Source organism: uncultured Roseibium sp. (assembly GCF_963675095.2).
In the GTDB taxonomy this organism is placed as follows: domain Bacteria; phylum Pseudomonadota; class Alphaproteobacteria; order Rhizobiales; family Stappiaceae; genus Roseibium.
In genome coordinates, this window is sequence record NZ_CAXXSJ010000055.1 from 49,839 (window position 1) to 71,346 (window position 21,508).

The window sequence follows — 21,508 nt, forward strand, 5'->3', positions numbered from 1 at the left end:
CAACTGACGGGTTTACTTAGCAAACATCTTTCAAAACCGGGCGGTTTGTGCAAACTCGGGGCAGAAGCGATATTGGCCCCTTGGCAGTTCGTGAACCGACAAACAAAAGCAAACCCTCGGCCTGGACAGGACTTCAATGCGCATTCCCGCTTTCTCACTTTGCCTGCTGATGATTGGCCTTCTCCTGGGCCCGGTGCCTGCGGCGGCGCAGACCTCGATCGAAGTTATCGTGAACGATCAGCCCATCACCACCTATGACATCAAGCAGCGCGCGCGGCTCATACAGCTGACATCACGTAAGAATTCATCCGTGGCCCGCCACATGGCGGAACAGGAACTGATTGACGATGTCCTGAAAATGGACGAGGCCAAACGCGTCGGCATCGTTCCGAGCAGCAAAGAAATCGACAATGCTTTCGCTTCCATCGCGCGAAACGTCAAGATGTCGCCGTCACAGCTGTCCACCGCCCTTCGCAAGAACGGCGTCAATCCGGATACGCTCAAGGACAGGCTCAAGGTGCAGATCGCCTGGCAGAAAGTGGTCGGCTCCCGCTTTCGCAGCCAGATCAAGATCGAAGAATCCGAGGTTATCGCGGCCTTGAAGAAATCGGACATCAAGGACAAGAACACCTCGGTCGAATATGACCTCAGCCAGATTATCGTGGTCGTTCCCAAAAAGGCATCTTCTTCGTTCAAGGCAAAGAGGCAACGGGAAAGCGCTCAGATCCGCAAGGAATTCAACGGTTGCGACGCCGCCGGCGCCCTTCTCGGCCAGTACAACGAAGTCGTGCTAAAGCCTGTCGGACGCCGGCTCGAGACCGAACTTCCGCCTGAGATGAAAGACGATATCACCGGGACTGAAGTCGGCCGCCTGACCAAACCGGAACAGACCGGACGCGGTTTTGAAATGATTGCGGTCTGCGGCAAGCGCGAGATGGCTTCCGACCTAGCCGCGCGGACCGAAGTGGAAAACCAGTTGCGCGAGAAAGAAGGCAATCAGTTGATGCGCAGGTATCTGCAGGAACTGAAACTGCGCGCGACGATCGTCCAACGGTAACACGGGCATGGCTTCGCATAAGGCGCCTCTGGCCGTCACATGTGGCGAGCCGGCCGGCATAGGTCCAGACATCACCCTTTTGGCCTGGTGCGCCCGCAAGGCTCTCGGCCTTCCGGCGTTCTATGTCCGATCCGATCCCGGCTTCCTGGCGCGCCGCGCCAAAAGGCTCGGTCTCGATGTCCCTGTCCAGGCGGTCGAACCGGAAGAAGCCGCCGGCTATTTCGGCAAATGCCTGCCGATTGTTCCGACAGGACAGGCGCTTGAAGATCATCCAGGCGAAGAGAAACCGGAAACGGCGGAAAGCGTGATTTCCTCGATCCGTGAAAGTGTCGAGGACGTCAAAGGCGGCCGGGCCGCGGGCATTGTTACCAATCCGATCAACAAGGCGGCCCTTTACGGCGCCGGCTTCCGGTTTCCCGGACATACCGAATATCTCGGCCACCTGGCGGAGGAAATGTGGCCGGAAGCCCCCAGCAGGCCGGTGATGATGATCGCAGGTCCCGAGCTGATGGTGGTGCCCGTGACCATCCACATCGCCTTGAAGGCGGTCCCCGGCACATTGACTGAAGAGCTGATTGTCGAAACCGCCCGGATCACGGCCAGAGACCTGGTCAGCCGCTTCGGCTTCGAGAAGCCCCGGCTTGCCCTTTGCGGGCTGAACCCGCATGCCGGCGAAGGCGGTGCCATGGGCACCGAGGAACAGACTGTCATCGAACCCGCGATTGCGGCCCTCCGCGCCGAGGGCATCGATGCCACCGGCCCGCACCCGGCCGATACGCTGTTCCATCCGGAGGCCCGCAAGAGCTACGATTGCGTGCTCGGCATGTATCACGACCAGGTTCTGGTGCCCGCCAAGACCATCGGCTTCGACGATTCCGTCAACGTGACGCTCGGCCTGCCGTTCGTCCGCACGTCGCCGGACCATGGCACCGCCTATGCCCTTGCGGGCACCGGTCAGGCGCGGGCAGACAGTTTCGCAGCAGCCGTCAGGATGGCGGCGGTTCTGGCCAATCCCGGAAGCGTTTGATGAGCCAGATCGACGATCTGCCCCCGTTGCGCGAGGTCATTGCCACGCACGGGCTCGATGCCCGCAAGTCGCTCGGCCAGAACTTTCTCCTGGACCTGAACCTGACGTCCCGTATCGCCAGGGCGGCCGCGCCGCTTGACGATGTCACCGTGCTGGAAATCGGCCCCGGCCCCGGCGGTCTGACACGCGCCCTGCTCGCCAGCGGTGCCAAACGCGTTGTGGCCGTCGAGAAGGATCGGCGTTGCCTGCCCGCTCTTGCGGAAATCTCGGATCACTACCCGGGCCGTCTGCAGGTTGTGGAAGGAGACGCGCTTGCCCTCGATCCCGTGGAAATCACCGGTGGCGGGCCTGTCAAGATCGTCGCCAACCTGCCCTATAACGTCGGCACCCAGCTTCTCCTTAACTGGATCACCACGCCCGAGTGGCCGCCGTTCTGGACGTCCCTAACCTTGATGTTCCAGAAGGAAGTCGGCGCACGCATCGTCGCCGAACCGGGTTCGAAGGCCTACGGACGCCTGGGCGTTCTCGTGGGATGGCGCACAACGGCACGCATGCTGTTCGACATCAGCCCGAAGGCCTTCACGCCCCCGCCCAAGGTGACCTCCGCCGTCGTTCAGCTGGTGCCGCGCGAGGCTCCCGAACCGTGCTCTCTGGCCATGCTGGAAAAAGTCACCGCGGCCGCCTTCGGCCAGCGCCGGAAAATGCTGCGCGCTAGCCTGAAGTCCCTCTCCTCGCCTGCCGATACATTGATCGAAGCCGCCGGGCTCTCACCAACTGCCCGGGCCGAGGAAATCGACGTTTCCGGCTTCGTACGCCTTGCCAATGTGTTTGAGGCACAGTTGAAGCGCGGCGGTTAGTTGCCTTCGCCCTTCAGCGCGGTCTCCAGATCCTGGACCATACCGTCGATCAGCGGGCCGATCGCGGGTGAGCGGCTCTGCTTCAGGCGCTCGGCGCGCAGGATCGCGCGGACGTTGCCCAGAGCGCGATCCAGGTCGTCATTGACGACGACATAGTCGTATTCCGCCCAGTGCTTCATCTCACCGACCGCCGTTTCCAGCCGCTTCATGATGACGTCTTCGGTGTCCTCGGCCCGGCGATGAAGGCGGGATTTCATTTCCGCGATAGACGGCGGCAGGATGAACACGGACACCACATCCGGCCGCATCTTCTGGTAAAGCTGGAAGGTGCCCTGGATATCGATGTCGAACAGGATATCCCGTCCGTTTTCAATGGCCTCTTCGACCGGTCCGCGCGGTGTCGCATAGTAATTGCCGTGCACCTCGGCCCACTCCAGCAACTCATCGTGATCCTTCATCTTCTCGAACTGCTTGGGCTCGAGAAAATGGTAATGAACACCATGGACCTCACTGCTGCGACGGGGCCTCGTGGTCACCGAGATCGACAGCTCCAGATTGTCTTCCTGTTCCAGCAACAGACGGGCGATGGTCGACTTGCCGGCGCCAGAAGGCGATGACAGCACCAGCATCAGCCCGCGGCGTTCCTGGTCCGCCTTGTCGGCGCTCACGGTCGTGCCGGTATTGGTTTCAGACATCCGCCTACTCCAGATTCTGGATCTGCTCACGCATCTGGTCGATCACCGACTTCAGATCAAGCCCGATGGATGTCAGTTCGACATCATTGGACTTGGAGCACAAAGTGTTCGTCTCACGGTTAAATTCCTGGGCAAGGAAATCGAGGCGGCGGCCGATCGCGCCTCCCGTTCCCAGCAACTCCCGGACAGCCTTTACATGGGCCTGCAGACGGTCCAGTTCTTCGCGGATATCCGCCTTGGTTGCCAGGATGGCCGCTTCCTGGTGCAGGCGCTGCGGATCGAGCTGTCCGGAAGAGGCATCCAGAAGCTCCGCAACCTGCGCCTCAAGACGCTGGCGGATAGCCTCGGGCTGACGCGCGGGATGGGCCTCGGCACGGCCGGTCAGCTCGGAGATCCGGTCGATATGCCCGGTCACGACCTGGCAGATCTCCTTGCCTTCCGTATGGCGCATGTCGACGAGATCCAGAAGCGCGGCGTCCAGGGTGGTCAGCAGGCTGCTGTGAAGGGCCTCGCGGGCCTCCTCGTCGTCTTCCGGCTCCTTGAGCTCAAAGACGCCTTTCTGTCCCAATATACCGTCCAGGCTCGGCGGCGGCACGTCCGGAAGACGGGCTTTCAGCAGGTCGATGGCCGCCAGCACGGCGTCGAGCGCATTCTGATTGATGGAGAGAACCGCTTCACCTTGATCACGCTGCATGGACAGGCCCGCGGTGACATTGCCGCGGCGGAGCAGCTTGGCGCAACGCTCCCTCACCTTCGGTTCCAGGACTTCCAGGCCGGCCGGCATGCGAATCCGGACATCCAGATTCTTGCCGTTGACCGACCTGAGCTCCCAGGTCCAGCGGACATTGCCGGATTCACCTTGGGTACGGGCGAAACCCGTCATGCTGGCAAGCGTCATATCGGTCTCCGATCGCCTATAGCGGCCTGGCCAGTATCGGAAACCGGCCCTGCCCCCAACTCAATTGCCGTCAGTTCGACTGCGCCGGCTGTTCAGCGGCAGCCGGTTGCTTACCCGCTTCCTCGGCCGCTTCCTGCTCCAGTTTCCGCTTCTCGCGTTCCACCTTGCGCCATTTCGCGACATTTGCCTGGTGCTGCTCGTAGGTTTCCGAGAACACATGGCCGCCATCGCCGTTTGCGACGAAAAAGAGGTCCTTGGTGCGGGACGGATTGGCGACCGCTTCCATGGAGGCGCGTCCCGGATTGCCGATCGGTCCCGGCGGCAATCCGTCGATCTGATAGGTGTTGTACTTGTTGTCTGCGGTCTTCTCGGACTGCTTGATGGCCGAGCGGTCCTTCAGCCAGGCCTCACCGCCGTAGAGTCCGTAGAGAATGGTCGGATCGGATTCCAGACGCATGCTCCGGTTCAGGCGATTGACGAAAACACCGGCGACGCGCGGCCGTTCATCCGCCTTTGCGGTTTCCTTTTCCACGATGGACGCCAGGATCACGAGTTCTTCCGGCGTCTTGACGGGAAGCCCTTCGGCACGGCGGGCCCAGATTTCGGCAAGCAGTTTCGTCTGCGCCTTTTTCATCTGGTTCAGGAGGTCCTGACGGCTCGTACCCCGGGTAAACGTATAGGTCTCGGGCAGAAGCGCGCCTTCTTCGGGCACCTCAGTGATTTCGCCCTTGAGGATCTTGTTTTCCTTCAGGCGCTCCAGAACCTGCGCCGTCGACCAGCCTTCGGGAATGGTCACGGCATGGGTGACCGCATTGCCCTCGACCAGATCGGTCATGACGTCATGCATGCTGACGCCGGCGGTGAAGGCATATTCACCGGCCTTCAGATTGGTCGCGTTCTTGTAAAACCGCACACCGAGATTGAAAACGATCTGGTCGATCCAGTCATCGTTGATAACGTTCTTCGCTGCCAGGCGGTCGATAATTCCGGAAAGACCGGCGCCAGAGGCGATGACCACCGTCTCATCGGTTTCCAGGGGACCGGCTGCCTCGAAGGCCTGCTTGCCGAAATAAAGAGCCGCACCGAACGCCACGACGCCCATGAAGGCGAAGAAGATGACCATATTGATCAGGATGACGATGGGATTGCGCACATGGCGCGAGCGCGGCGGCGGTCCCGGCGCCGGCTCCGGCTGAATTGCTTCGCGCGGGCTTCTCGGTTTTATGCCCATATGGATCGAACCTCCTGATACAAGCAGTGGCAGCTACAGGACGCAGCAGCCTCCGGCGGCGCGCGTTTTACGGTAAAGCCGGAGCACTCTCGTTGTCGCGGGCGGATTGTCCCGCGACAATAAGGCAATAGTCGGCCCGCTTACGCAGCAAGTTTCCGGAAGACGAGCGAAGCATTGGTGCCACCGAACCCGAAGGAGTTGGACAATGCAACGTTGATATCCATCTTCTTGGCGGTGTTCGCCACAAGGTCGATTTCGGTCTCGACCGACGGATTTTCAAGATTGATGGTCGGCGGAGCAACGCCGTCGTGGATGGCAAGAACCGAGAAGATCGCCTCGATCGCACCAGCCGCACCGAGCAGGTGGCCCGTGGACGATTTCGTCGAGGACATGGTAAGCCGGTTGGCGGCATTGCCGGCAAGCCGGGTGATTGCTCCCAGTTCGATTTCGTCGCCCATCGGCGTCGACGTGCCATGCGCATTCACGTAATCGACGTCGGACGCCGAAATGCCTGCGCGGCGGAGCGCGGCATCCATGCAACGGTAGGCTCCGTCACCGTCGGAGGACGGCGCGGTGATGTGATAGGCGTCGCCGGACATGCCGTAGCCGATGACCTCGGCGTAGATCCGGGCACCACGGCGGACCGCGTGTTCATATTCTTCTAGGACGACCACACCTGCGCCTTCGCCCATGACGAAGCCGTCCCGATCCTTGTCATAGGGACGGGAAGCTTTCTGAGGGGCATCGTTGAAACCGGTCGACAGAGCGCGGCAGGCGGCAAAACCGGCCAACGCCAGACGGCAGATCGGCGATTCCGTCCCGCCGGCGACCATGACGTCCGCATCGCCGAAAGCGATCAGGCGCGAGGCGTCGCCAATGGCGTGCGCACCAGTGGAGCAGGCCGTCACCACCGCCGAGTTCGGCCCTTTCAGGCCATGTCGGATGGACACGTAACCACCGGCCAGGTTGATCAGGCGACCGGGAATAAAGAACGGGCTAATGCGGCGCGGGCCCTTGTCGGCAAGCGTATGCGCTGCCTGTTCAATGCCCTGCAGACCGCCGATACCGGATCCGATCAGGACGCCGGCACGAATCTGGTCTTCGTAGGTTTCGGCCTTCCAGCCGCTGTCGGCCATGGCCTGATCGGCCGCGGCCATCGCATAGACGATGAAGTCATCGACCTTGCGCTGTTCCTTGACGTCCATCCAGTCGTCCGGATTGAACGCCCCTTCTTCCGAAGGATCACGCGGGATCTGGCAGGCGATCTGACACGCCAGATCGTCGACCGGAAAACTGGTCACCTTGTTGGCGCCGCTTTTTCCCTCGAGGATTTTTTTCCAGGAAACATCGACCCCTCCGCCAAGCGGAGACACCATGCCCAGACCTGTAACGACTACTCGCCTCATGCAACCCGCGCTTTTTTCGGGCAGACACCGGCCGCGGCCATGTCTGCCCGTTCATGTTTTTAGGTTCGGAGCGCCTTAGCCGGCGTTCTTTTCCAGGAACTTGACCGCATCGCCGACCGTCAGGATCGTTTCGGCCGCATCGTCCGGAATTTCAACGCCGAACTCTTCTTCAAAAGCCATGACGAGTTCAACGGTGTCGAGGCTATCGGCCCCCAGATCGTCGATGAAGCTTGCGCCTTCGACAACCTTGTCGGCGTCCACGCCGAGGTGTTCGACAACGATCTTTTTAACCCGATCCGCGATATCGCTCATTTCTCACTTCCTTGATTTTCAGTCTGTTTATTCTTCGCGGCCTGCCGAAATCCTTGAACTCAAGATCTATCCGGCGCGACATCGCGGTGCTGAATACGTCCTGCCCAAGGTCTGACGGAATACGCCAATTCTCAAGCTTGGGAACAATCGGCGGCTAGGTAACACACTTTATTGACCTTGACCAGCCAGTCCGGACCGCCCTGAGGCGGTCCGATTTCATTTTGGCCGCTTTCGCGATTTTACCTTTTAAATCATAGCCATGCCGCCATTTACATGCAGTGTCTGCCCTGTGACATAGGCGGCTTCGGTGCTGGCAAGGTATGCGGCGGCGGCCGCGATTTCGTCCGCCGTGCCCAAACGCCCGGCCGGCACGCTCGTCAAAATCGAATCTTTTTGCTTGTCATTGAGCGCATCCGTCATGGCCGTTTCAATGAAGCCCGGCGCAATCGTATTAACGGTGATATTACGGCTGGCGACTTCGCGGGCAAGCGACTTGTACATGCCGATCATCCCGGCTTTCGCGGCGGCATAGTTGGTCTGGCCCGGATTGCCGGTGACACCGACCACGGAGGTGATGCCGATGATCCGGCCGTAGCGCCGCTTCATCATGCCCTTGATGGCCGCCCTGCACAGGTGGAAACCGGATGTCAGGTTCACTTCGAGCACCTGATCCCATTCCTCATCCTTCATGCGCATGAAGATGTTGTCGCGCGTGATACCCGCATTGTTGACAAGAATGTCAACGGAGCCCATGGCCTCTTCGGCCGCAGGCAGAAGGGCCGCCACGGCGGCGCGATCGGAGAGGTTCGCCGGCGTGACAAAGGCCCGCTCTCCCAGGTCCGCCGCAAGCGCTTCGAGTTTTTCCGCTCGGGTGCCGGACAGAGCCACGACCGCGCCCTGGGAATGCAGGGCCCGGGCAATCGCCTCGCCGATCCCGCCGGTCGCACCGGTAACCAGGGCCGTTTTCCCTTCAAGGGTGAACATGATGGCTTCCTTCCTCAATCTCTGTTCTGCCAGAGGCCAATGCCGGAAACGGCGATCAGCCGTTCAGCTTTTCGATCAGCGCATCGATGTCCGCCGGTGTATTCACCGCGATACCGTTGGCGTCACGTGCAATGCGCTTGACCATACCCGTAAGAACCTTGCCGGTACCGACTTCGACGAATGTTTCCACGCCTTGTTCCACAAGCCAGCCAATGGACTCGCGCCAGCGCACAGTGCCGGTCACCTGCTCGACGAGACGCCGGCGGATTTCGGCCGGGTCTGAAATGGCGCTGGCCAGGACATTGGCGACCAGCGGCACGGCCGGGGAGCGGACATCGGCGTCGGCAAGCGCGGCCTCCATGGCGCTCGCGGCGGGTGCCATAAGCGAACAATGGAACGGTGCGCTGACCGGAAGCAGGATGGAGCGGCGGGCGCCCTTGGTCTTGGCGATCTCGATCGCCCGTTCGACGGCAGCAAGATCCCCGGACACGACCACCTGCCCAGGCGCATTGTCGTTCGCGGCCTGGCACACCTGCCCTTGGGCTGCCTCTTCGGCCACTTCCTGCGCCACGGCGAAATCGAGACCGAGCAAGGCGGCCATGGCGCCTGCGCCCACGGGCACCGCGGTCTGCATGGCATTCCCGCGTGTACGCAGCAGCTGCGCCGCGGTCGCGATGTCGAGGCTGCCTGCCGCGGCAAGCGCGGAATATTCGCCGAGCGAGTGACCGGCCACGAAGCTGACGCTGTTTTTAAGGTCGAACCCCTTCGCCTCCAGAACCTTCATCGTGGCAAGGCTGACCGCCATCAGGGCGGGCTGGGCATTGGCGGTGAGCGTCAGCTGGTCTTCAGGGCCTTCCCACATGATCGCGGAAAGCTTCTGCCCGAGAGCGTCGTCAACCTCTTCGAAGACGGCCCGCGCTTGCGGATAGGCATCGGCAAGTTCCTTGCCCATACCGACTGCCTGGCTGCCCTGGCCTGGAAAAGTGAATGCGATGCTCATATCGGAACGCCTTTTGCCGTCTTCTTCCTGATTATTGCTCAACGCCGGCCATATCGGGACAGCCACGAAGGCATCGGCCCTCCCGAGCCGCGCGCGTTGGCGGGAGCCTATGGTACGGACTGGTCGCCAGTGTCAAGGCCTTGAGAGCAAAACCGCGTTGAAACCACTTCAAACCTGCCATGCGCTGCCGGACCAAAACCGCCCCTCCCCCGCATCGCACGCGTTTATGCATTATAAGGAGCGACTGCGGGACATTTCTCCCTTTTAGGCAATGTTCGCGCTTGCTTTTGAACAGAAACCGGCTATACAGCGCCCTTCATCCGGGAACTTGGCCGGGGGCTGAACGGAAGGGCGCATGTCGCCAGGGTTCTTAAAACAACCCGTCTTCCCGTGTCTCCGCTCTCGTTATAGAATTCTCGTACCTTTCCGGGGTCACGAGGAGGCTTCGCGCCAGTTCCCGATTTGTAAACTGGAAAGGCGACTTCTAATGCCTCTTTATGAGCATGTGTTCCTGGCACGCCAGGACGTTTCGGCCCAGCAGGTCGAACAACTTGTCGAACAGTTCAAGGGTCTGATCGAAACCGGCGGCGGTTCCGTCGGCAAGATCGAAAACTGGGGCCTGCGTTCCCTCGCATACCGCATCAAGAAAAACCGCAAGGCGCATTACACGCTGATGAACATTACCGCTCCGCATGCCGCGGTTGCCGAAATGGAACGTCAGATGGGCCTGAACGAAGACGTCCTGCGCTTCATGACCTTCAAGGTTGACGAGCTGGACGAAGAGCCTTCTGCAATGATGCAGAAGCGCGACCGTGATGATCGTCGCGGCGGCGATCGTGGTGATCGCGGTGGACGTTTCGGCGGTGGCGATCGCGGTGGACGCGGTGGTGATCGTGGTGGCGATCGTGGTGGCGACCGGGGCGAACGCGCTCCCCGCCGTGAAGCGGAGTAAGAGATCATGGTTGATATTGCACAGCTTCCAAGCCGTCGTCCGTTTTTCCGTCGCCGGAAGACCTGCCCGTTCTCCGGTGCCAACGCGCCGAAGATCGACTACAAGGACATCCGTCTGCTGCAGCGGTACATCTCCGAACGCGGCAAGATCGTTCCGAGCCGTATCACCGCCGTTTCTGCAAAGAAGCAGCGTGAACTGGCCCGTGCCATCAAGCGCGCACGCCTCCTCGGCCTGCTGCCGTTTGTGATCAGCTAAGCTCTTAAACTAAGAGCTCAACGGCCCGGATCCGTCCGGGTCGCCCGAACTGGGGCCGCGGGACGCAAATGTGATCGGCCTCTAACCGCCAGCCAAAACGTGCCGGCGGGACAGTCAGGAGCAATTCCATGCAAGTCATTCTTCTGGAACGTATCGCCAAGCTTGGCCAGATGGGCGACACCGTCCGTGTGCGTGACGGCTATGCCCGTAACTTCCTTCTGCCCCAGGGCAAGGCTCTGCGCGCCAACAAGGCCAACATGCAGCGCTTCGAAAACGAGCGCGCCCAGCTTGAAGCCCGCAACCTGGAACGTCGTCAGGAAGCTGAAGCGGTTGCCGCCAAGCTCGACGGCGAATCCATGATCATGATCCGGTCCGCCGGCGAAACCGGCCAGCTCTACGGTTCTGTTTCCACCCGCGACATCGCCGACGGCCTGACCGCCGCTGGCTTCACCATTTCCCGCGGCCAGGTCGAGCTGCGCACTCCGATCAAGACGATCGGCCTGCACAACGTCCTGATCCAGCTGCACCCGGAAGTCGAAGTCGGCGTCACCGTGAACGTTGCCCGTTCCGAAGACGAAGCCGTCCGTCAGGCCGCAGGTGAAGACCTGACCGCGCCTGAGCAGGATATCTTCGAATTCGAGGAAGACGAAGAAGAAGGTGAAGGCGAAGTCGCTGAAGGCGGCGAAGCAGAAGCCACTGAAGAAGCGGTAGCCGAAGAAGAAGAAGCTTAATCGGCTTTTCGGCAGCTTTGAAGATTGAGGAAGCGGCGCTCAAAAAGCGCCGCTTTCTTTTTGTCTGAATGCCGGATCGTTGCTTCGCAACAAGATGCTTGTAGCGCAGAATGGCTCGAATTGCGGGTATGAACGCATTCATACACATGCGGTTTTTCTTTATCCTGGTAATTTTTACAATAAAAACAAAGTGCTCACTTTCAGCCTCTGCCGGAGTCTTTTTTGAAGCCTTCCGTCAAGGTCCAAGGGGGGATATCCCCGTTGATTTTGACCCTTCCCACATAATGGGACATGCCCATTTTTGAACCTTGAAGCTGCGCCGCGATTGCCTGTAGACCGGGTGGGCAAAGTCATCGGGGGACATCATGAAAGGCACACTGCAATCGGTCGAAACGGAAGCTGCCGTACAGCGCATGGCGCCGCATAATGCGGAAGCCGAACGACAGTTGCTGGGTGCCATTCTGGTCAATAACGAGACCTATTACCGGGTGTCGGACTTCCTGGAGCCGTATCATTTTTTCGTGCCCCCGCATCAGGACATCTACGAGAAGATCGGCCAGCTGATCCGCGCGGGAAAAACCGCTTCGCCGATCACGCTCAAGACCTTTTTTCCTGCCGACGCCAAGATCGCGGACTTGTCGGCGACCCAGTTCCTGCTGCGCCTTGCCGCCGACGCGGCCTCCATCATCAACGCGGAAGACTATGGCCGCACGATCTACGATCTGGCCCTGCGCCGGAACCTGATCCGGATCGGCGAGGACATGGTCAATATCGCCTTCGACGCACCGATCGACGTGCCGCCCTCCCAGCAGATCGACGACGCGGAACGCCGCCTGTTCGAACTGGCGGAAACCGGTCGCAATGAAGGTGGCTTCGTCAGCTTTTCCGACGCGCTGACCGAAACCATCGAGATGGCCCACGCGGCCTATAACCGGGAAGGTGCGCTTTCCGGCATCTCGACCGGCCTGATCGATCTGGACCGGCTGATGGGCGGATTGCAGCCCTCGGACCTGATCGTTCTGGCCGGCCGGCCTGCCATGGGGAAAACGTCGCTTGCGACGAACATCGCCTACAACATCGCCCAGGCCTATCAGGCTGAGGAAAAGCCCGACGGCTCTATCAAGACGGTCAACGGCGGCGTCGTCGGCTTCTTCTCGCTGGAAATGTCCGCGGAACAGCTCGCCACCCGTATCATTTCCGAGCAGACGGAAATTTCCTCCTCGAAAATCCGCCGTGGTGACATTTCCGAAGCGGATTTCGAGAAGCTTGCAGCCGCCGCCCAACACATGCAGACCGTACCGCTGCACGTGGACCAGACCGGTGGTATTTCGATTGCCTCGCTGGTCGCCCGTGCCCGCCGTTTGAAGCGGCAGCGCGGCCTCGACATGATCGTGGTCGACTATATCCAGCTGCTCTCCGGTTCCCAGAAGAACTCCGGCAACCGCGTTCAGGAAATTACCGAGATCACCACCGGCCTGAAGGCACTTGCCAAGGAGCTGCACGTACCGATCATCGCGCTTTCACAGCTTTCCCGTCAGGTGGAGTCGCGCGACGACAAACGGCCACAGCTTTCCGACCTTCGTGAATCCGGCTCCATCGAGCAGGACGCGGACGTGGTCATGTTCGTGTATCGTGACGAATATTACCTGTCGAAGACCGAGCCGGAAGAAGGCTCTCCGGAACACGAGGTCTGGCGGGACAAGCTGGAACGGGTAAAGGGTAAGGCGGAAGTCATCATCGCCAAACAGCGTCACGGCCCGACTGGGACCGCCAACCTGCACTTCCAGGGCGAGTTCACCCGCTTCTCGGATCTGGCCGAGGACGAATACCTGCCGGAACGCCACTAGTGGAGCGAATTTGACATTTGAACCCAGCTAGCGGTCGGGCTCATGCTCAAATGTCAAATTCAAAGGCTCTACTAGAATCAAATATTTATCTAGTGGTTCTTATGATTATGACATTTGCTCCAGAGCCTGCAGCAAAGGGGCTGCAAATGTCAGAATCGAACCACGATTAGAACGCTTTACGGCGCTTGTGTACTATAGTGATCGGGTCGCACGTTCCCGCGTGCGATTCGCCCCGTTTGGAACAAAGCCCAGGTCTTTTTCTTGCCTCAGCAGGACACTTATTCCCCTCTTTCGCCTCCTTCCGAGGCCTTGGCCGGAGGGCGGCTGACCGTCGATCTCGATGCCATCGCCGCGAACTGGAGGACTCTGTCCAGCCATCTTCGCGACGGCACCGAATGTGCAGCCACGGTCAAGGCCAATGCCTATGGCACAGGGCTCGCCGAGACCGCCGACCGGCTTCACCAGGAAGGCTGCAGGTCATTCTTCGTCGCCCTGCCCGAGGAAGCGCTGCATCTGCGCGAGACGCTGCCCGACGTCACCATCTACGTTCTGGACGGCCTCTTTCCGGGGACCGCGGAGACTTATGCGGCGGCGAACCTCAGACCTGTCCTGAATTCCGTCCCGGAGATCGAGGAGTGGTCCGCCTATTGTCGCGCGGCCAAGACCGCCCTGCCGGCGGCCATCCATATCGACACAGGCATGAACCGGCTTGGGCTGTTGCCGGACATGTTCGCGCAGGTCATGGCCGACGACTATCTTGCCGGTGCGTTCACTCCGTGCCTTCTCGTCAGCCATCTGGCCTGCGGATCGACGCCCGACCATCCGCTCAATCAGATGCAGCTGGACACCTTTCGCGCGGCGACGGCGGACTTCCCGCATATCCCGAAGTCGCTTGCCAATTCCGCGGGCGTGTTTCTCGGGCCTGACTATCACTTCGACATCGCCCGTCCAGGCATTTCCCTTTACGGCGGCAAGGCGCTCGACCCGGGCGCCAATCCGATGGTCCCGGTGGTCAAGGTCGAGGCTCGTATCCTGATGGTGCGTGACGTGGCCGAGAACAAGACGATCGGCTATGGCGGGGCGGTAACCGCGACCAGACCCATGCGGCTTGCTGTTGTGGCCGCCGGTTATGCCGACGGCTTCCTGCGCCGGGCGGGGTCGTCGGACAAGCATTCCGGCGGCTTCGGCTGGCTGGAGGGTCATCGCGTACCGATCGTCGGCCGGATTTCGATGGACATGATGGCGCTGGACGTGACCGACGTTCCCGAAACGGTGGCGCGTCACGGCGTCTTCGTGGAACTGCTCGGCCCCAACGTCGCGGCCTCGGACCTGGCGATTTACGCCGAAACCATCGACTACGAATATCTGACCGGGCTCGGACGCCGCTTTCATCGGCGCTACGGCTCCCTCGGCAACCGGCAAGACGGCACCTGATGGCCCGGCGCGGATCCAGCTTCGTCTGCCAGTCCTGCGGCGCAGTGACGGCCAAATGGACAGGCCGCTGCGAATCCTGCGGCGAATGGAATTCCATCGTCGAGGAACAGACCGGCGGCGGCATCGGCGGAGGTCCCGGCAAGGTGAAACGGTCGAAGGGCCGGGTCGTCCCTCTGGTCGGACTGTCGGGCGACACGAAAGAAGCTCCCCGGATCCTGAGCGGCATCGCCGAACTCGACCGGGTTACGGGCGGCGGCTTCGTTCGTGGCTCCGCACTTCTTGTCGGTGGCGATCCGGGGATCGGCAAGTCCACGCTTCTGATCCAGGCGGCCGCGGCTCTTGCCCGCCTCGGCCAGCGCGCCGTCTATATTTCCGGTGAAGAGGCGATCGGACAGGTGCGGCTGCGCGCGGAACGGCTGGGCCTTTCCGATGCGCCGGTCGCCCTGGCCGCGGAGACCAGCGTCGAAGATATCCTGGCAACACTCGAGGCGGATACGCCCCCTGCCCTGCTCATCCTGGATTCCATCCAGACCCTGTGGACCGATCAGGCGGACTCTCCTCCGGGCACCGTGACCCAGGTCCGCGCCTCGGCCCAGGCAATGGTCCGCTATGCCAAGAAACACGGCACGACTCTGGTGCTCGTCGGCCATGTCACCAAGGACGGCCAGATCGCCGGTCCCCGCGTGGTCGAGCACATGGTCGACGCGGTGCTTTATTTCGAAGGCGACGGCGCGCATCAGTACCGCATCCTCAGGTCGGTTAAGAACCGCTTCGGCGCCACCGACGAGATCGGTGTCTTCGAGATGACCGGTGCCGGACTGTCGGAAGTCGCCAACCCGTCGGCTTTGTTTCTGGGGGACCGGACATCCAATGCGCCGGGCTCCGCCGTCTTTGCCGGGCTGGAGGGGTCGCGCCCGCTTCTGATCGAGGTTCAGGCGCTTGTCGCCCCCCTCGCCTCTCGGCACGCCTCGGCGCGCCGTGATCGGCTGGGACTCCGCCCGGCTTTCGATGATCCTGGCGGTGCTCGAAGCACGATGCGGGGTCCGGTTTTCGCAGCATGACGTTTACCTGAACGTGGCCGGAGGACTTAAAATCAACGAACCCGGAGCGGATCTGGCGGTCGCCGCTGCACTGGTCTCTTCACTCAGCGGACTTGCCCTTCCGGCGAATTGCGTCTATTTCGGCGAAGTCAGCCTGTCAGGAGCGATCCGGCCGGTCGCCCAGGCTCAGTCCAGGCTGAAGGAAGCGCAGAAACTCGGGTTCGATCAGGCCTATTGCCCGGAAGGCAACCTGAAGGACGGCGCGACACGGAATTTTGCGGTAACGGGACTCCCGGAACTTGGGGATTTCATTGCCAAAATCTCGGCCAAGGCTGGTGCCGGCAGCAACGTTTGAGGCATCAATCGGACTGATCAAGCGGGCGATGGCGCCCGATGGCTCAAGACACAAGGATCTTTCAGACAGATGCCGATCACCATGCTCGACGGAATCCTTCTCGTCATCATGCTCATCTCGGCGGTTCTGGCGATGATCCGCGGTTTCGTCCGCGAGGTTCTGTCCATCGCTTCGTGGATCGCGGCGGCTGTCGCAGCCTTCCTGCTTTACGGGAAGGTCCTTCCCTATGCCAAGCAATATATCAGCCACGATCTGGTCGCCCTGGGCGTTTCCGCCGCAGCGGTGTTTATCGTCACGCTGCTCATTGTGTCCTATATAACCATGCGCATATCCGATTTCGTGCTCGACAGCCGCATCGGCGCGCTCGACCGCACCCTCGGGTTCGTGTTCGGTGCAATCCGCGGATTGCTTCTGGTCGTCGTGGCGATGATGTTCTTCAACTGGTTCGTCCAGCCGGAACAGCAGCCGAACTGGGTCCTGCAGGCGAAATCCCGCCCGATCCTGATATCGATCGGGGAGCGCCTTGTCGCCGTGCTCCCGGAAGATCCGGAAAAGGCCATTCTGGACAAGCTGAAGAAACAGTCGGCCACGCAGGCCGATGGCGAAGGCGGTAACGAGAATACAGGCTACAGCGCTTCCGAGCGGCAGGGCCTCGAACAGCTTACGACCGGTGGAAACAACTGACGCTCTGCTGTCAGGAGCGGGTTCCCCGGGCTCGTAAAGTGAGCCGGGCAGGCTGTGACCTGCCGGTATCTTGAACTTAAGGAGCTCCGCCATGCACGGCGAGACCGATCACACCGAGCCGTTTGATCTCAATGCAGACCGGCTTCAGGAAGAGTGCGGCGTATTCGGCATATTCGGCCATGAAGATGCAAGCGCCCTGACCGCCCTTGGCCTGCACGCGCTCCAGCACCGCGGTCAGGAAGCTGCGGGCATCGTAACTCTCGACGATGAACAGTTCCGGGCGGAACGCCATCTCGGCCTGGTCGGAGACCACTTCTCCAACGCGGATACCATCAACCGCCTATCCGGCCGGGCGGCGATCGGCCATGTCCGGTATTCGACCACCGGCGAAACGATCCTGCGCAACGTGCAGCCGCTGTTTGCCGAACTGGAGGGCGGCGGCATCGCCATCTGCCACAACGGCAATTTCACAAACGCCATGACCCTGCGCCAGCAGCTGATCCGTGACGGTGCGATCTGCCAGTCGACGTCCGATTCCGAAGTGGTCCTGCAGCTCATCGCCAAGTCGCGCGAACGCAAGATCGTCGACCGCTTCATCGACGCCATCTCGCAGATGGAAGGCGCCTACTCCCTGGTGGCGCTGACGTCGAAGAAGCTGATCGGCGCGCGCGATCCGCTGGGCATCCGGCCCCTGGTCCTGGGCGACCTCAACGGCGCGCCGATCCTGGCCTCGGAAACCTGCGCGCTGGATATCATCGGTGCGACCTTCATCCGCGAGGTGGAAAACGGCGAGGTTATCGTCTGCAGCCCCAGCGGCATCGAATCCTATTTCCCCTTCGGCAAATGCCGGGCGCGCCCGGACATTTTCGAGTTCATCTATTTCGCCCGCCCAGATTCCATTATCGGCGGCCGCAGCGTCTATGAAGTCCGTCGGGCCATGGGCGGGGAACTGGCGCGCGAATCCCATGTGGAGAGCGACGTCATCGTTCCGGTGCCGGACAGCGGTGTGCCGGCGGCGATCGGCTACAGCCAGGAAAGCGGCGTGCCCTTCGAACTCGGCATCATCCGCAACCACTATGTCGGACGGACCTTCATCGAGCCGTCCCAGTCGATCCGCGCGCTTGGCGTGAAGATGAAGCACTCCGCCAACAAAATGCAGATCCAGGGCAAGCGCGTCATCCTGATCGACGACAGCCTGGTCCGCGGCACGACATCGGTCAAGATCGTCCAGATGATCCGCGAAGCCGGAGCTCGCGAAGTCCACTTCCGGCTTGCAAGCCCGCCGATCCGCTATTCCGATTATTATGGCATCGACACGCCGGTACGCGAAAAGCTGCTGGCGGCCAAATACAATCTGGAAGAAATGCGCAACTATATCGGCGCTGATACCCTCGCTTTCCTCTCCGTCGACGGCATCTACAAGGCCATGGGCTACGAAGGCCGCGACGACGAGAACCCGCAGTTCACCGATCACTGCTTCACCGGCGATTATCCGACGCCCCTGACAGACCTGTCCGAAGACCGGGATTTTGTCCGTCCCCCGCGTCTCGTCGAAGTCCAGTAACCAAGAGGCAGGCATGACGCAGGAATTCGAAGGCCGGGTCGCGGTCGTCACCGGGGCCTCGCGCGGTATCGGCTATCAGCTTGCCAAAGCACTCGGCGCTCGCGGAGCCCATGTGATTGCGGTCGCGCGTACCGTTGGCGGACTGGAGGATCTCGACGACGAGATCAAGGCGGCAGGCGGTCAGGCAACCCTGGTTCCGGTCGACATCACCGATTTCGATGCGCTCGACCGTCTGGGGGCAGCAATCTTTGAGCGCTGGAAGAAGCTCGACATCCTGGTCGGCAACGCCGGCAGCTTCAGCCTGCTGTCGCCGGTCGGGCATATCGCCATCAAGGATTTCGACACTCTGATGGCGACCAACGTCACCGCCAACTGGCGGCTGATTCCGCTCGCTCGATCCGCTGCTGCGCCAGTCGGACGCCGGACGGGCCTTGTTCCTGACCGACTCCCATGCCCACAGCTGCACGGCCTTCTGGGGCCAGCAGGCGGTCTCCAAGGCGGCTCTGGAAGCGCTGGTGCGCACATATGCCAACGAAAGCCTGAAGACCAACCTGAAGATCAACCTGGCCGATCCGGGACCGGTCCGGACCGGGCTACGGGCCAAGGCAATGCCCGGTGAAGACGTAGACACCCTGCCGAAGCCGGAAGATGTCGCGCCCGCGCTTCTGAAACTGCTCGGTACCGATGTCACCGCAACGGGCAAGCTCTATCATCACCCCAGTGGCGAGATGCGGGATTTTCCAACGGGGATCTGATCGCGACGGATCGCAGAGACATTAAAGGCGCCGATAACCGGCGCCTTTTTTCTGCCCGCAGGAGCTTCACTTCACCGCGGAGCAAATGACGTTTCGGCGATCATGGTCAGATCGTCATAAACTCCCGGAGCCCCGACGACGATCCGAGCGCCGTTCTCAAGCGCGTGGTCGACATCGAACAGGGCAACCTCGTTGCCGGCTTCCTTCGCGATCAGAAGCCCAGCCAGACAGTCCCAGGCGTTCATATGCGCTTCCACATAGCCGATCAGCCGCCCGGAGGCCGCATAGGCCAGCATCAGGCCGCCGGAGGCATTGCGGAAAAACACGCCGCCCTTGTCGATCAGAGCGCTGATGCAGTTGATCGCATCGCTTGCCGCCGTGCGTCCGTTGAAACCGACGCCGACGGAGCCCACCGAGAGGCTTGTCGTTGCAGAGGCAGCGATCCGGCCGGTCGTTGACGAAGGCCCCGCCGCCCAAGGACGCCTTGAAGGTTTCGCCGGAACAGGGGTCGTGGATGACGCCGACAACGGTTTTGCCATCATGGACGCAGGCGATGATCACGCACCATTGCGGGATGGAGGTCACGAAATTGGCGGTGCCGTCGATCGGATCGATGACCCATGTGTAACCGGAGGTGCCTTCGATCCGGCCATGTTCCTCGCCGAGGATCCCGTCTGCAGGATAGGCCTTGGCGATCTCGTCCCGCACCAGGGTTTCCACGTCCCGATCCGCTTCCGACACCATATCCTGATGGCCCTTGGCCGTAATCGTGAGCGTGTCGAGGCGGCGGAAGTAATCCAGGCCCAGAAGACCGGCTTTTTCGGCAAGCGCACAGGCAAAATCAAGACGTTCGGAAACCATCAAATGTCTCTTTCGAAAGGGGAAAGACGGGAAAGAAGCGAGAGCCGTTTCCGGAATCGGAAACGACTCCCGTCTAAATGATTTTTACGACGGAAAATTGACTACTGGATCTTGCGCTTTTTCTTCTTCGCCACGTAAGGGTTCTCGCCCTTGCGGTAGGAAAAGCGGATCGGGGTTCCCTGGATATCAAAAGTCTGACGCAGGGAATTCACCAGATAGCGGGTATAGCTTTCCGGCAACTGTTCGGGCCGCGAGCAGAAGGCCACGAAATGCGGCGGGCGTGTCTTCGCCTGGGTCAGGTAGCGCAGGCGGATACGGCGGCCTGAGACGGCAGGAGGCGGATGGTTCGCCACCACCTTGTCGAGCCAGCGGTTGAGCTTGGCCGTCGAAACGCGGGAATTCCAGGCTTCATAGGCATCGAACACGGCCTCGACCAGACGGTCGATCCCCTGCCCCTGAATGCCGGACAAGGTCACGATCTTCACGCCGCGGATCTGGTTGAAATAGCGCTCGTTGGCGTCACGGATCTTTTTCCAGGCCTCTTCCCGATCCTCGATCAGGTCCCATTTGTTGATCGCGACCACCAGCGCCCGCCCCTCGCGGGCGACCAGATCGATGATCTGCAGGTCCTGCTTTTCGAAGGACATGGTCGCATCGAGGGTGATCACCACGACCTCGGCAAACTTGATGGCCCGAAGCGCGTCGGCGACCGACAGCTTCTCCAGCTTCTCCTGTACCCGCGCCTTGCGGCGGATACCGGCGGTATCAAACAGCTTGATGTGATGGTCGTGCCATTGCCAGTCGACGGAGATGGAATCGCGGGTGATGCCGGCTTCCGGACCGGTCAGCATGCGGTCCTCGCCGAGCATCTTGTTGATCAGTGTCGACTTCCCGGCATTCGGCCGGCCGACGATGGCAACACGCAAAGGGCGTTCCAGGGTGCCGACGGGATCTTCGTCCTCGACGATTTCACCGTCCTCGTCGACGTCGACGCTGTGGACGGCTTCCTCCTCGCGGGCGGCTTCCTCTTCCTCGTTGATGCGATCCACATAGGGTTTCAGCGCATCGTAGAGGTCGGCCAGGCCTTCGCCGTGCTCGGCGGAAATCGCGATCGGTTCTCCGAGACCCAGGGCATAGGATTCGTAAAGCCCGCTCTCCCCTGCCCGGCCTTCCGCCTTGTTGGCGAGCAGGATCACCGGCGTCGTCGTCTTGCGGGCGACTTCGGCAAAATGGGCATCGAGCGGCGTGACGCCGGCACGGGCATCGATCACGAACAGCACCGCATCGGCGGTGGCGATGGCCTCTTCCGTCTGCCGGCGCATGCGGCCTTCAAGGCTGGCGCTATCGGCATCCTCAAGTCCCGCCGTATCGACGATGGTAAAGCGCAGATCGCCCAGCCGGGCCTCCCCCGGCCGGCGGTCGCGGGTCACACCAGGCGTGTCGTCGACCAGCGCCAGGCGCTTGCCGACCAGGCGATTGAACAAGGTGGACTTGCCGACATTCGGCCGTCCGATAATGGCGACTGTAGCGCCCACGGGTTTTCTCCTGACTTGCCGCCCGATG

General features: G+C 61.3%; 19 protein-coding genes and 3 pseudogenes. 12 read left to right on the forward strand and 10 right to left on the reverse strand.

Features of this window, described 5'->3' with window-relative positions:
* Positions 1-136 precede the first annotated feature (136 nt).
* The 3 genes from ABIN98_RS20265 to rsmA are packed head-to-tail and all read left to right on the forward strand — an operon-like array spanning position 137 to position 2,941.
* On the forward strand, positions 137-1,057 hold the full coding sequence (locus tag ABIN98_RS20265) for a peptidylprolyl isomerase (RefSeq protein ID WP_346912520.1): 921 nt from the start codon (positions 137-139) through the stop codon (positions 1,055-1,057).
* Between the two features lie 7 nt (positions 1,058-1,064).
* Positions 1,065-2,084 (forward strand): 4-hydroxythreonine-4-phosphate dehydrogenase PdxA, encoded by a 1,020-nt coding sequence (gene pdxA / locus ABIN98_RS20270; RefSeq protein ID WP_346912522.1) that lies wholly within the window; start codon positions 1,065-1,067, stop codon positions 2,082-2,084.
* Positions 2,084-2,941, forward strand: a complete 858-nt coding sequence (gene rsmA, locus ABIN98_RS20275) for a 16S rRNA (adenine(1518)-N(6)/adenine(1519)-N(6))-dimethyltransferase RsmA (protein ID WP_346912524.1) — start codon at positions 2,084-2,086, stop codon at positions 2,939-2,941. Before pdxA ends, rsmA begins: the two co-directional genes overlap by 1 nt.
* Here the strand turns inward: rsmA and gmk are convergent.
* From gmk to fabD, 7 genes are all read right to left on the reverse strand, one after another.
* Entirely contained in the window at positions 2,938-3,636 is a 699-nt protein-coding gene (gene gmk / locus ABIN98_RS20280; protein WP_346912526.1) for a guanylate kinase, read from the reverse strand. The genes rsmA and gmk overlap by 4 nt on opposite strands.
* A 4-nt stretch (positions 3,637-3,640) precedes the next feature.
* A complete protein-coding gene (locus ABIN98_RS20285; RefSeq protein ID WP_346912528.1) occupies positions 3,641-4,534 on the reverse strand; it encodes a YicC/YloC family endoribonuclease in 894 nt (297 codons plus the stop codon).
* A 70-nt stretch (positions 4,535-4,604) separates the two neighbouring features.
* Positions 4,605-5,765, reverse strand: coding sequence for an endolytic transglycosylase MltG (gene mltG / locus ABIN98_RS20290; RefSeq protein ID WP_346912530.1), 1,161 nt, complete (start codon positions 5,763-5,765; stop codon positions 4,605-4,607).
* Between the two features lie 140 nt (positions 5,766-5,905).
* On the reverse strand, positions 5,906-7,171 hold the full coding sequence (gene fabF, locus ABIN98_RS20295) for a beta-ketoacyl-ACP synthase II (protein ID WP_346912532.1): 1,266 nt from the start codon (positions 7,169-7,171) through the stop codon (positions 5,906-5,908).
* 75 nt (positions 7,172-7,246) lie between these two features.
* The gene (locus tag ABIN98_RS20300; RefSeq protein ID WP_013653143.1) at positions 7,247-7,483 is read right to left on the reverse strand and encodes an acyl carrier protein; all 237 of its coding nucleotides are present in this window, start codon (positions 7,481-7,483) and stop codon (positions 7,247-7,249) included.
* 246 nt (positions 7,484-7,729) lie between these two features.
* Positions 7,730-8,467, reverse strand: a complete 738-nt coding sequence (fabG, locus tag ABIN98_RS20305) for a 3-oxoacyl-[acyl-carrier-protein] reductase (RefSeq protein WP_346912534.1) — start codon at positions 8,465-8,467, stop codon at positions 7,730-7,732.
* 55 nt (positions 8,468-8,522) lie between these two features.
* Entirely contained in the window at positions 8,523-9,467 is a 945-nt protein-coding gene (fabD, locus tag ABIN98_RS20310) for an ACP S-malonyltransferase (RefSeq protein ID WP_346912536.1), read from the reverse strand.
* A 487-nt stretch (positions 9,468-9,954) separates the two neighbouring features.
* Here fabD and rpsF point away from each other — a divergent pair, with 487 nt between their 5' ends.
* From rpsF to ABIN98_RS20355, 9 genes and pseudogenes are all read left to right on the forward strand, one after another.
* On the forward strand, positions 9,955-10,419 hold the full coding sequence (rpsF, locus tag ABIN98_RS20315) for a 30S ribosomal protein S6 (RefSeq protein ID WP_346912538.1): 465 nt from the start codon (positions 9,955-9,957) through the stop codon (positions 10,417-10,419).
* 6 nt (positions 10,420-10,425) lie between these two features.
* Entirely contained in the window at positions 10,426-10,674 is a 249-nt protein-coding gene (rpsR, locus tag ABIN98_RS20320; RefSeq protein WP_145340733.1) for a 30S ribosomal protein S18, read from the forward strand.
* A gap of 128 nt (positions 10,675-10,802) precedes the next feature.
* Positions 10,803-11,405: a 50S ribosomal protein L9 gene (gene rplI / locus ABIN98_RS20325; protein WP_346912540.1), complete on the forward strand. Its 603-nt coding sequence runs from the start codon at positions 10,803-10,805 to the stop codon at positions 11,403-11,405.
* Between the two features lie 365 nt (positions 11,406-11,770).
* Positions 11,771-13,252, forward strand: coding sequence for a replicative DNA helicase (locus tag ABIN98_RS20330; RefSeq protein ID WP_346912542.1), 1,482 nt, complete (start codon positions 11,771-11,773; stop codon positions 13,250-13,252).
* 309 nt (positions 13,253-13,561) lie between these two features.
* On the forward strand, positions 13,562-14,686 hold the full coding sequence (gene alr / locus ABIN98_RS20335) for an alanine racemase (protein ID WP_346912544.1): 1,125 nt from the start codon (positions 13,562-13,564) through the stop codon (positions 14,684-14,686).
* Positions 14,686-16,081 (forward strand): annotated as a pseudogene (gene radA / locus ABIN98_RS20340) (DNA repair protein RadA). Before alr ends, radA begins: the two are co-directional and overlap by 1 nt.
* A gap of 69 nt (positions 16,082-16,150) precedes the next feature.
* Entirely contained in the window at positions 16,151-16,765 is a 615-nt protein-coding gene (locus ABIN98_RS20345; protein WP_346912546.1) for a CvpA family protein, read from the forward strand.
* Positions 16,766-16,856: 91 nt separating this feature from the next.
* Positions 16,857-18,329, forward strand: a complete 1,473-nt coding sequence (purF, locus tag ABIN98_RS20350; RefSeq protein WP_346912548.1) for an amidophosphoribosyltransferase — start codon at positions 16,857-16,859, stop codon at positions 18,327-18,329.
* Between the two features lie 13 nt (positions 18,330-18,342).
* A pseudogene (locus tag ABIN98_RS20355) lies at positions 18,343-19,084 on the forward strand (SDR family NAD(P)-dependent oxidoreductase).
* A 71-nt stretch (positions 19,085-19,155) separates the two neighbouring features.
* Here the strand turns inward: ABIN98_RS20355 and ABIN98_RS20360 are convergent.
* The 3 genes and pseudogenes from ABIN98_RS20360 to der form a co-directional block, all read right to left on the reverse strand.
* Complete coding sequence (locus ABIN98_RS20360) at positions 19,156-19,497, reverse strand: inositol monophosphatase family protein (protein WP_346912550.1); 342 nt, start codon at positions 19,495-19,497, stop codon at positions 19,156-19,158.
* 91 nt (positions 19,498-19,588) lie between these two features.
* Positions 19,589-19,945: pseudogene (locus ABIN98_RS20365) on the reverse strand (inositol monophosphatase family protein); the annotation flags it as partial.
* A 101-nt stretch (positions 19,946-20,046) separates the two neighbouring features.
* On the reverse strand, positions 20,047-21,480 hold the full coding sequence (der, locus tag ABIN98_RS20370) for a ribosome biogenesis GTPase Der (RefSeq protein ID WP_346912552.1): 1,434 nt from the start codon (positions 21,478-21,480) through the stop codon (positions 20,047-20,049).
* Between the last annotated feature and the right edge of the window lie 28 nt (positions 21,481-21,508).

Excerpts from the sequence above, each read along its gene's own strand:
- pdxA (WP_346912522.1), top strand. The coding sequence starts at position 1,065 with ATGGCTTCGCATAAGGCGCCTCTGGCCGTCACATGTGGCGAGCCGGCC.
- purF (WP_346912548.1), top strand. The coding sequence starts at position 16,857 with ATGCACGGCGAGACCGATCACACCGAGCCGTTTGATCTCAATGCAGAC.
- rplI (WP_346912540.1), top strand. The coding sequence starts at position 10,803 with ATGCAAGTCATTCTTCTGGAACGTATCGCCAAGCTTGGCCAGATGGGC.
- ABIN98_RS20345 (WP_346912546.1), top strand. The coding sequence starts at position 16,151 with ATGCCGATCACCATGCTCGACGGAATCCTTCTCGTCATCATGCTCATC.
- fabF (WP_346912532.1), bottom strand. The coding sequence starts at position 7,171 with ATGAGGCGAGTAGTCGTTACAGGTCTGGGCATGGTGTCTCCGCTTGGC.
- rpsR (WP_145340733.1), top strand. The coding sequence starts at position 10,426 with ATGGTTGATATTGCACAGCTTCCAAGCCGTCGTCCGTTTTTCCGTCGC.
- ABIN98_RS20300 (WP_013653143.1), bottom strand. The coding sequence starts at position 7,483 with ATGAGCGATATCGCGGATCGGGTTAAAAAGATCGTTGTCGAACACCTC.
- mltG (WP_346912530.1), bottom strand. The coding sequence starts at position 5,765 with ATGGGCATAAAACCGAGAAGCCCGCGCGAAGCAATTCAGCCGGAGCCG.
- fabG (WP_346912534.1), bottom strand. The coding sequence starts at position 8,467 with ATGTTCACCCTTGAAGGGAAAACGGCCCTGGTTACCGGTGCGACCGGC.
- gmk (WP_346912526.1), bottom strand. The coding sequence starts at position 3,636 with ATGTCTGAAACCAATACCGGCACGACCGTGAGCGCCGACAAGGCGGAC.
- ABIN98_RS20285 (WP_346912528.1), bottom strand. The coding sequence starts at position 4,534 with ATGACGCTTGCCAGCATGACGGGTTTCGCCCGTACCCAAGGTGAATCC.
- ABIN98_RS20265 (WP_346912520.1), top strand. The coding sequence starts at position 137 with ATGCGCATTCCCGCTTTCTCACTTTGCCTGCTGATGATTGGCCTTCTC.
- fabD (WP_346912536.1), bottom strand. The coding sequence starts at position 9,467 with ATGAGCATCGCATTCACTTTTCCAGGCCAGGGCAGCCAGGCAGTCGGT.
- rsmA (WP_346912524.1), top strand. The coding sequence starts at position 2,084 with ATGAGCCAGATCGACGATCTGCCCCCGTTGCGCGAGGTCATTGCCACG.
- rpsF (WP_346912538.1), top strand. The coding sequence starts at position 9,955 with ATGCCTCTTTATGAGCATGTGTTCCTGGCACGCCAGGACGTTTCGGCC.
- ABIN98_RS20330 (WP_346912542.1), top strand. The coding sequence starts at position 11,771 with ATGAAAGGCACACTGCAATCGGTCGAAACGGAAGCTGCCGTACAGCGC.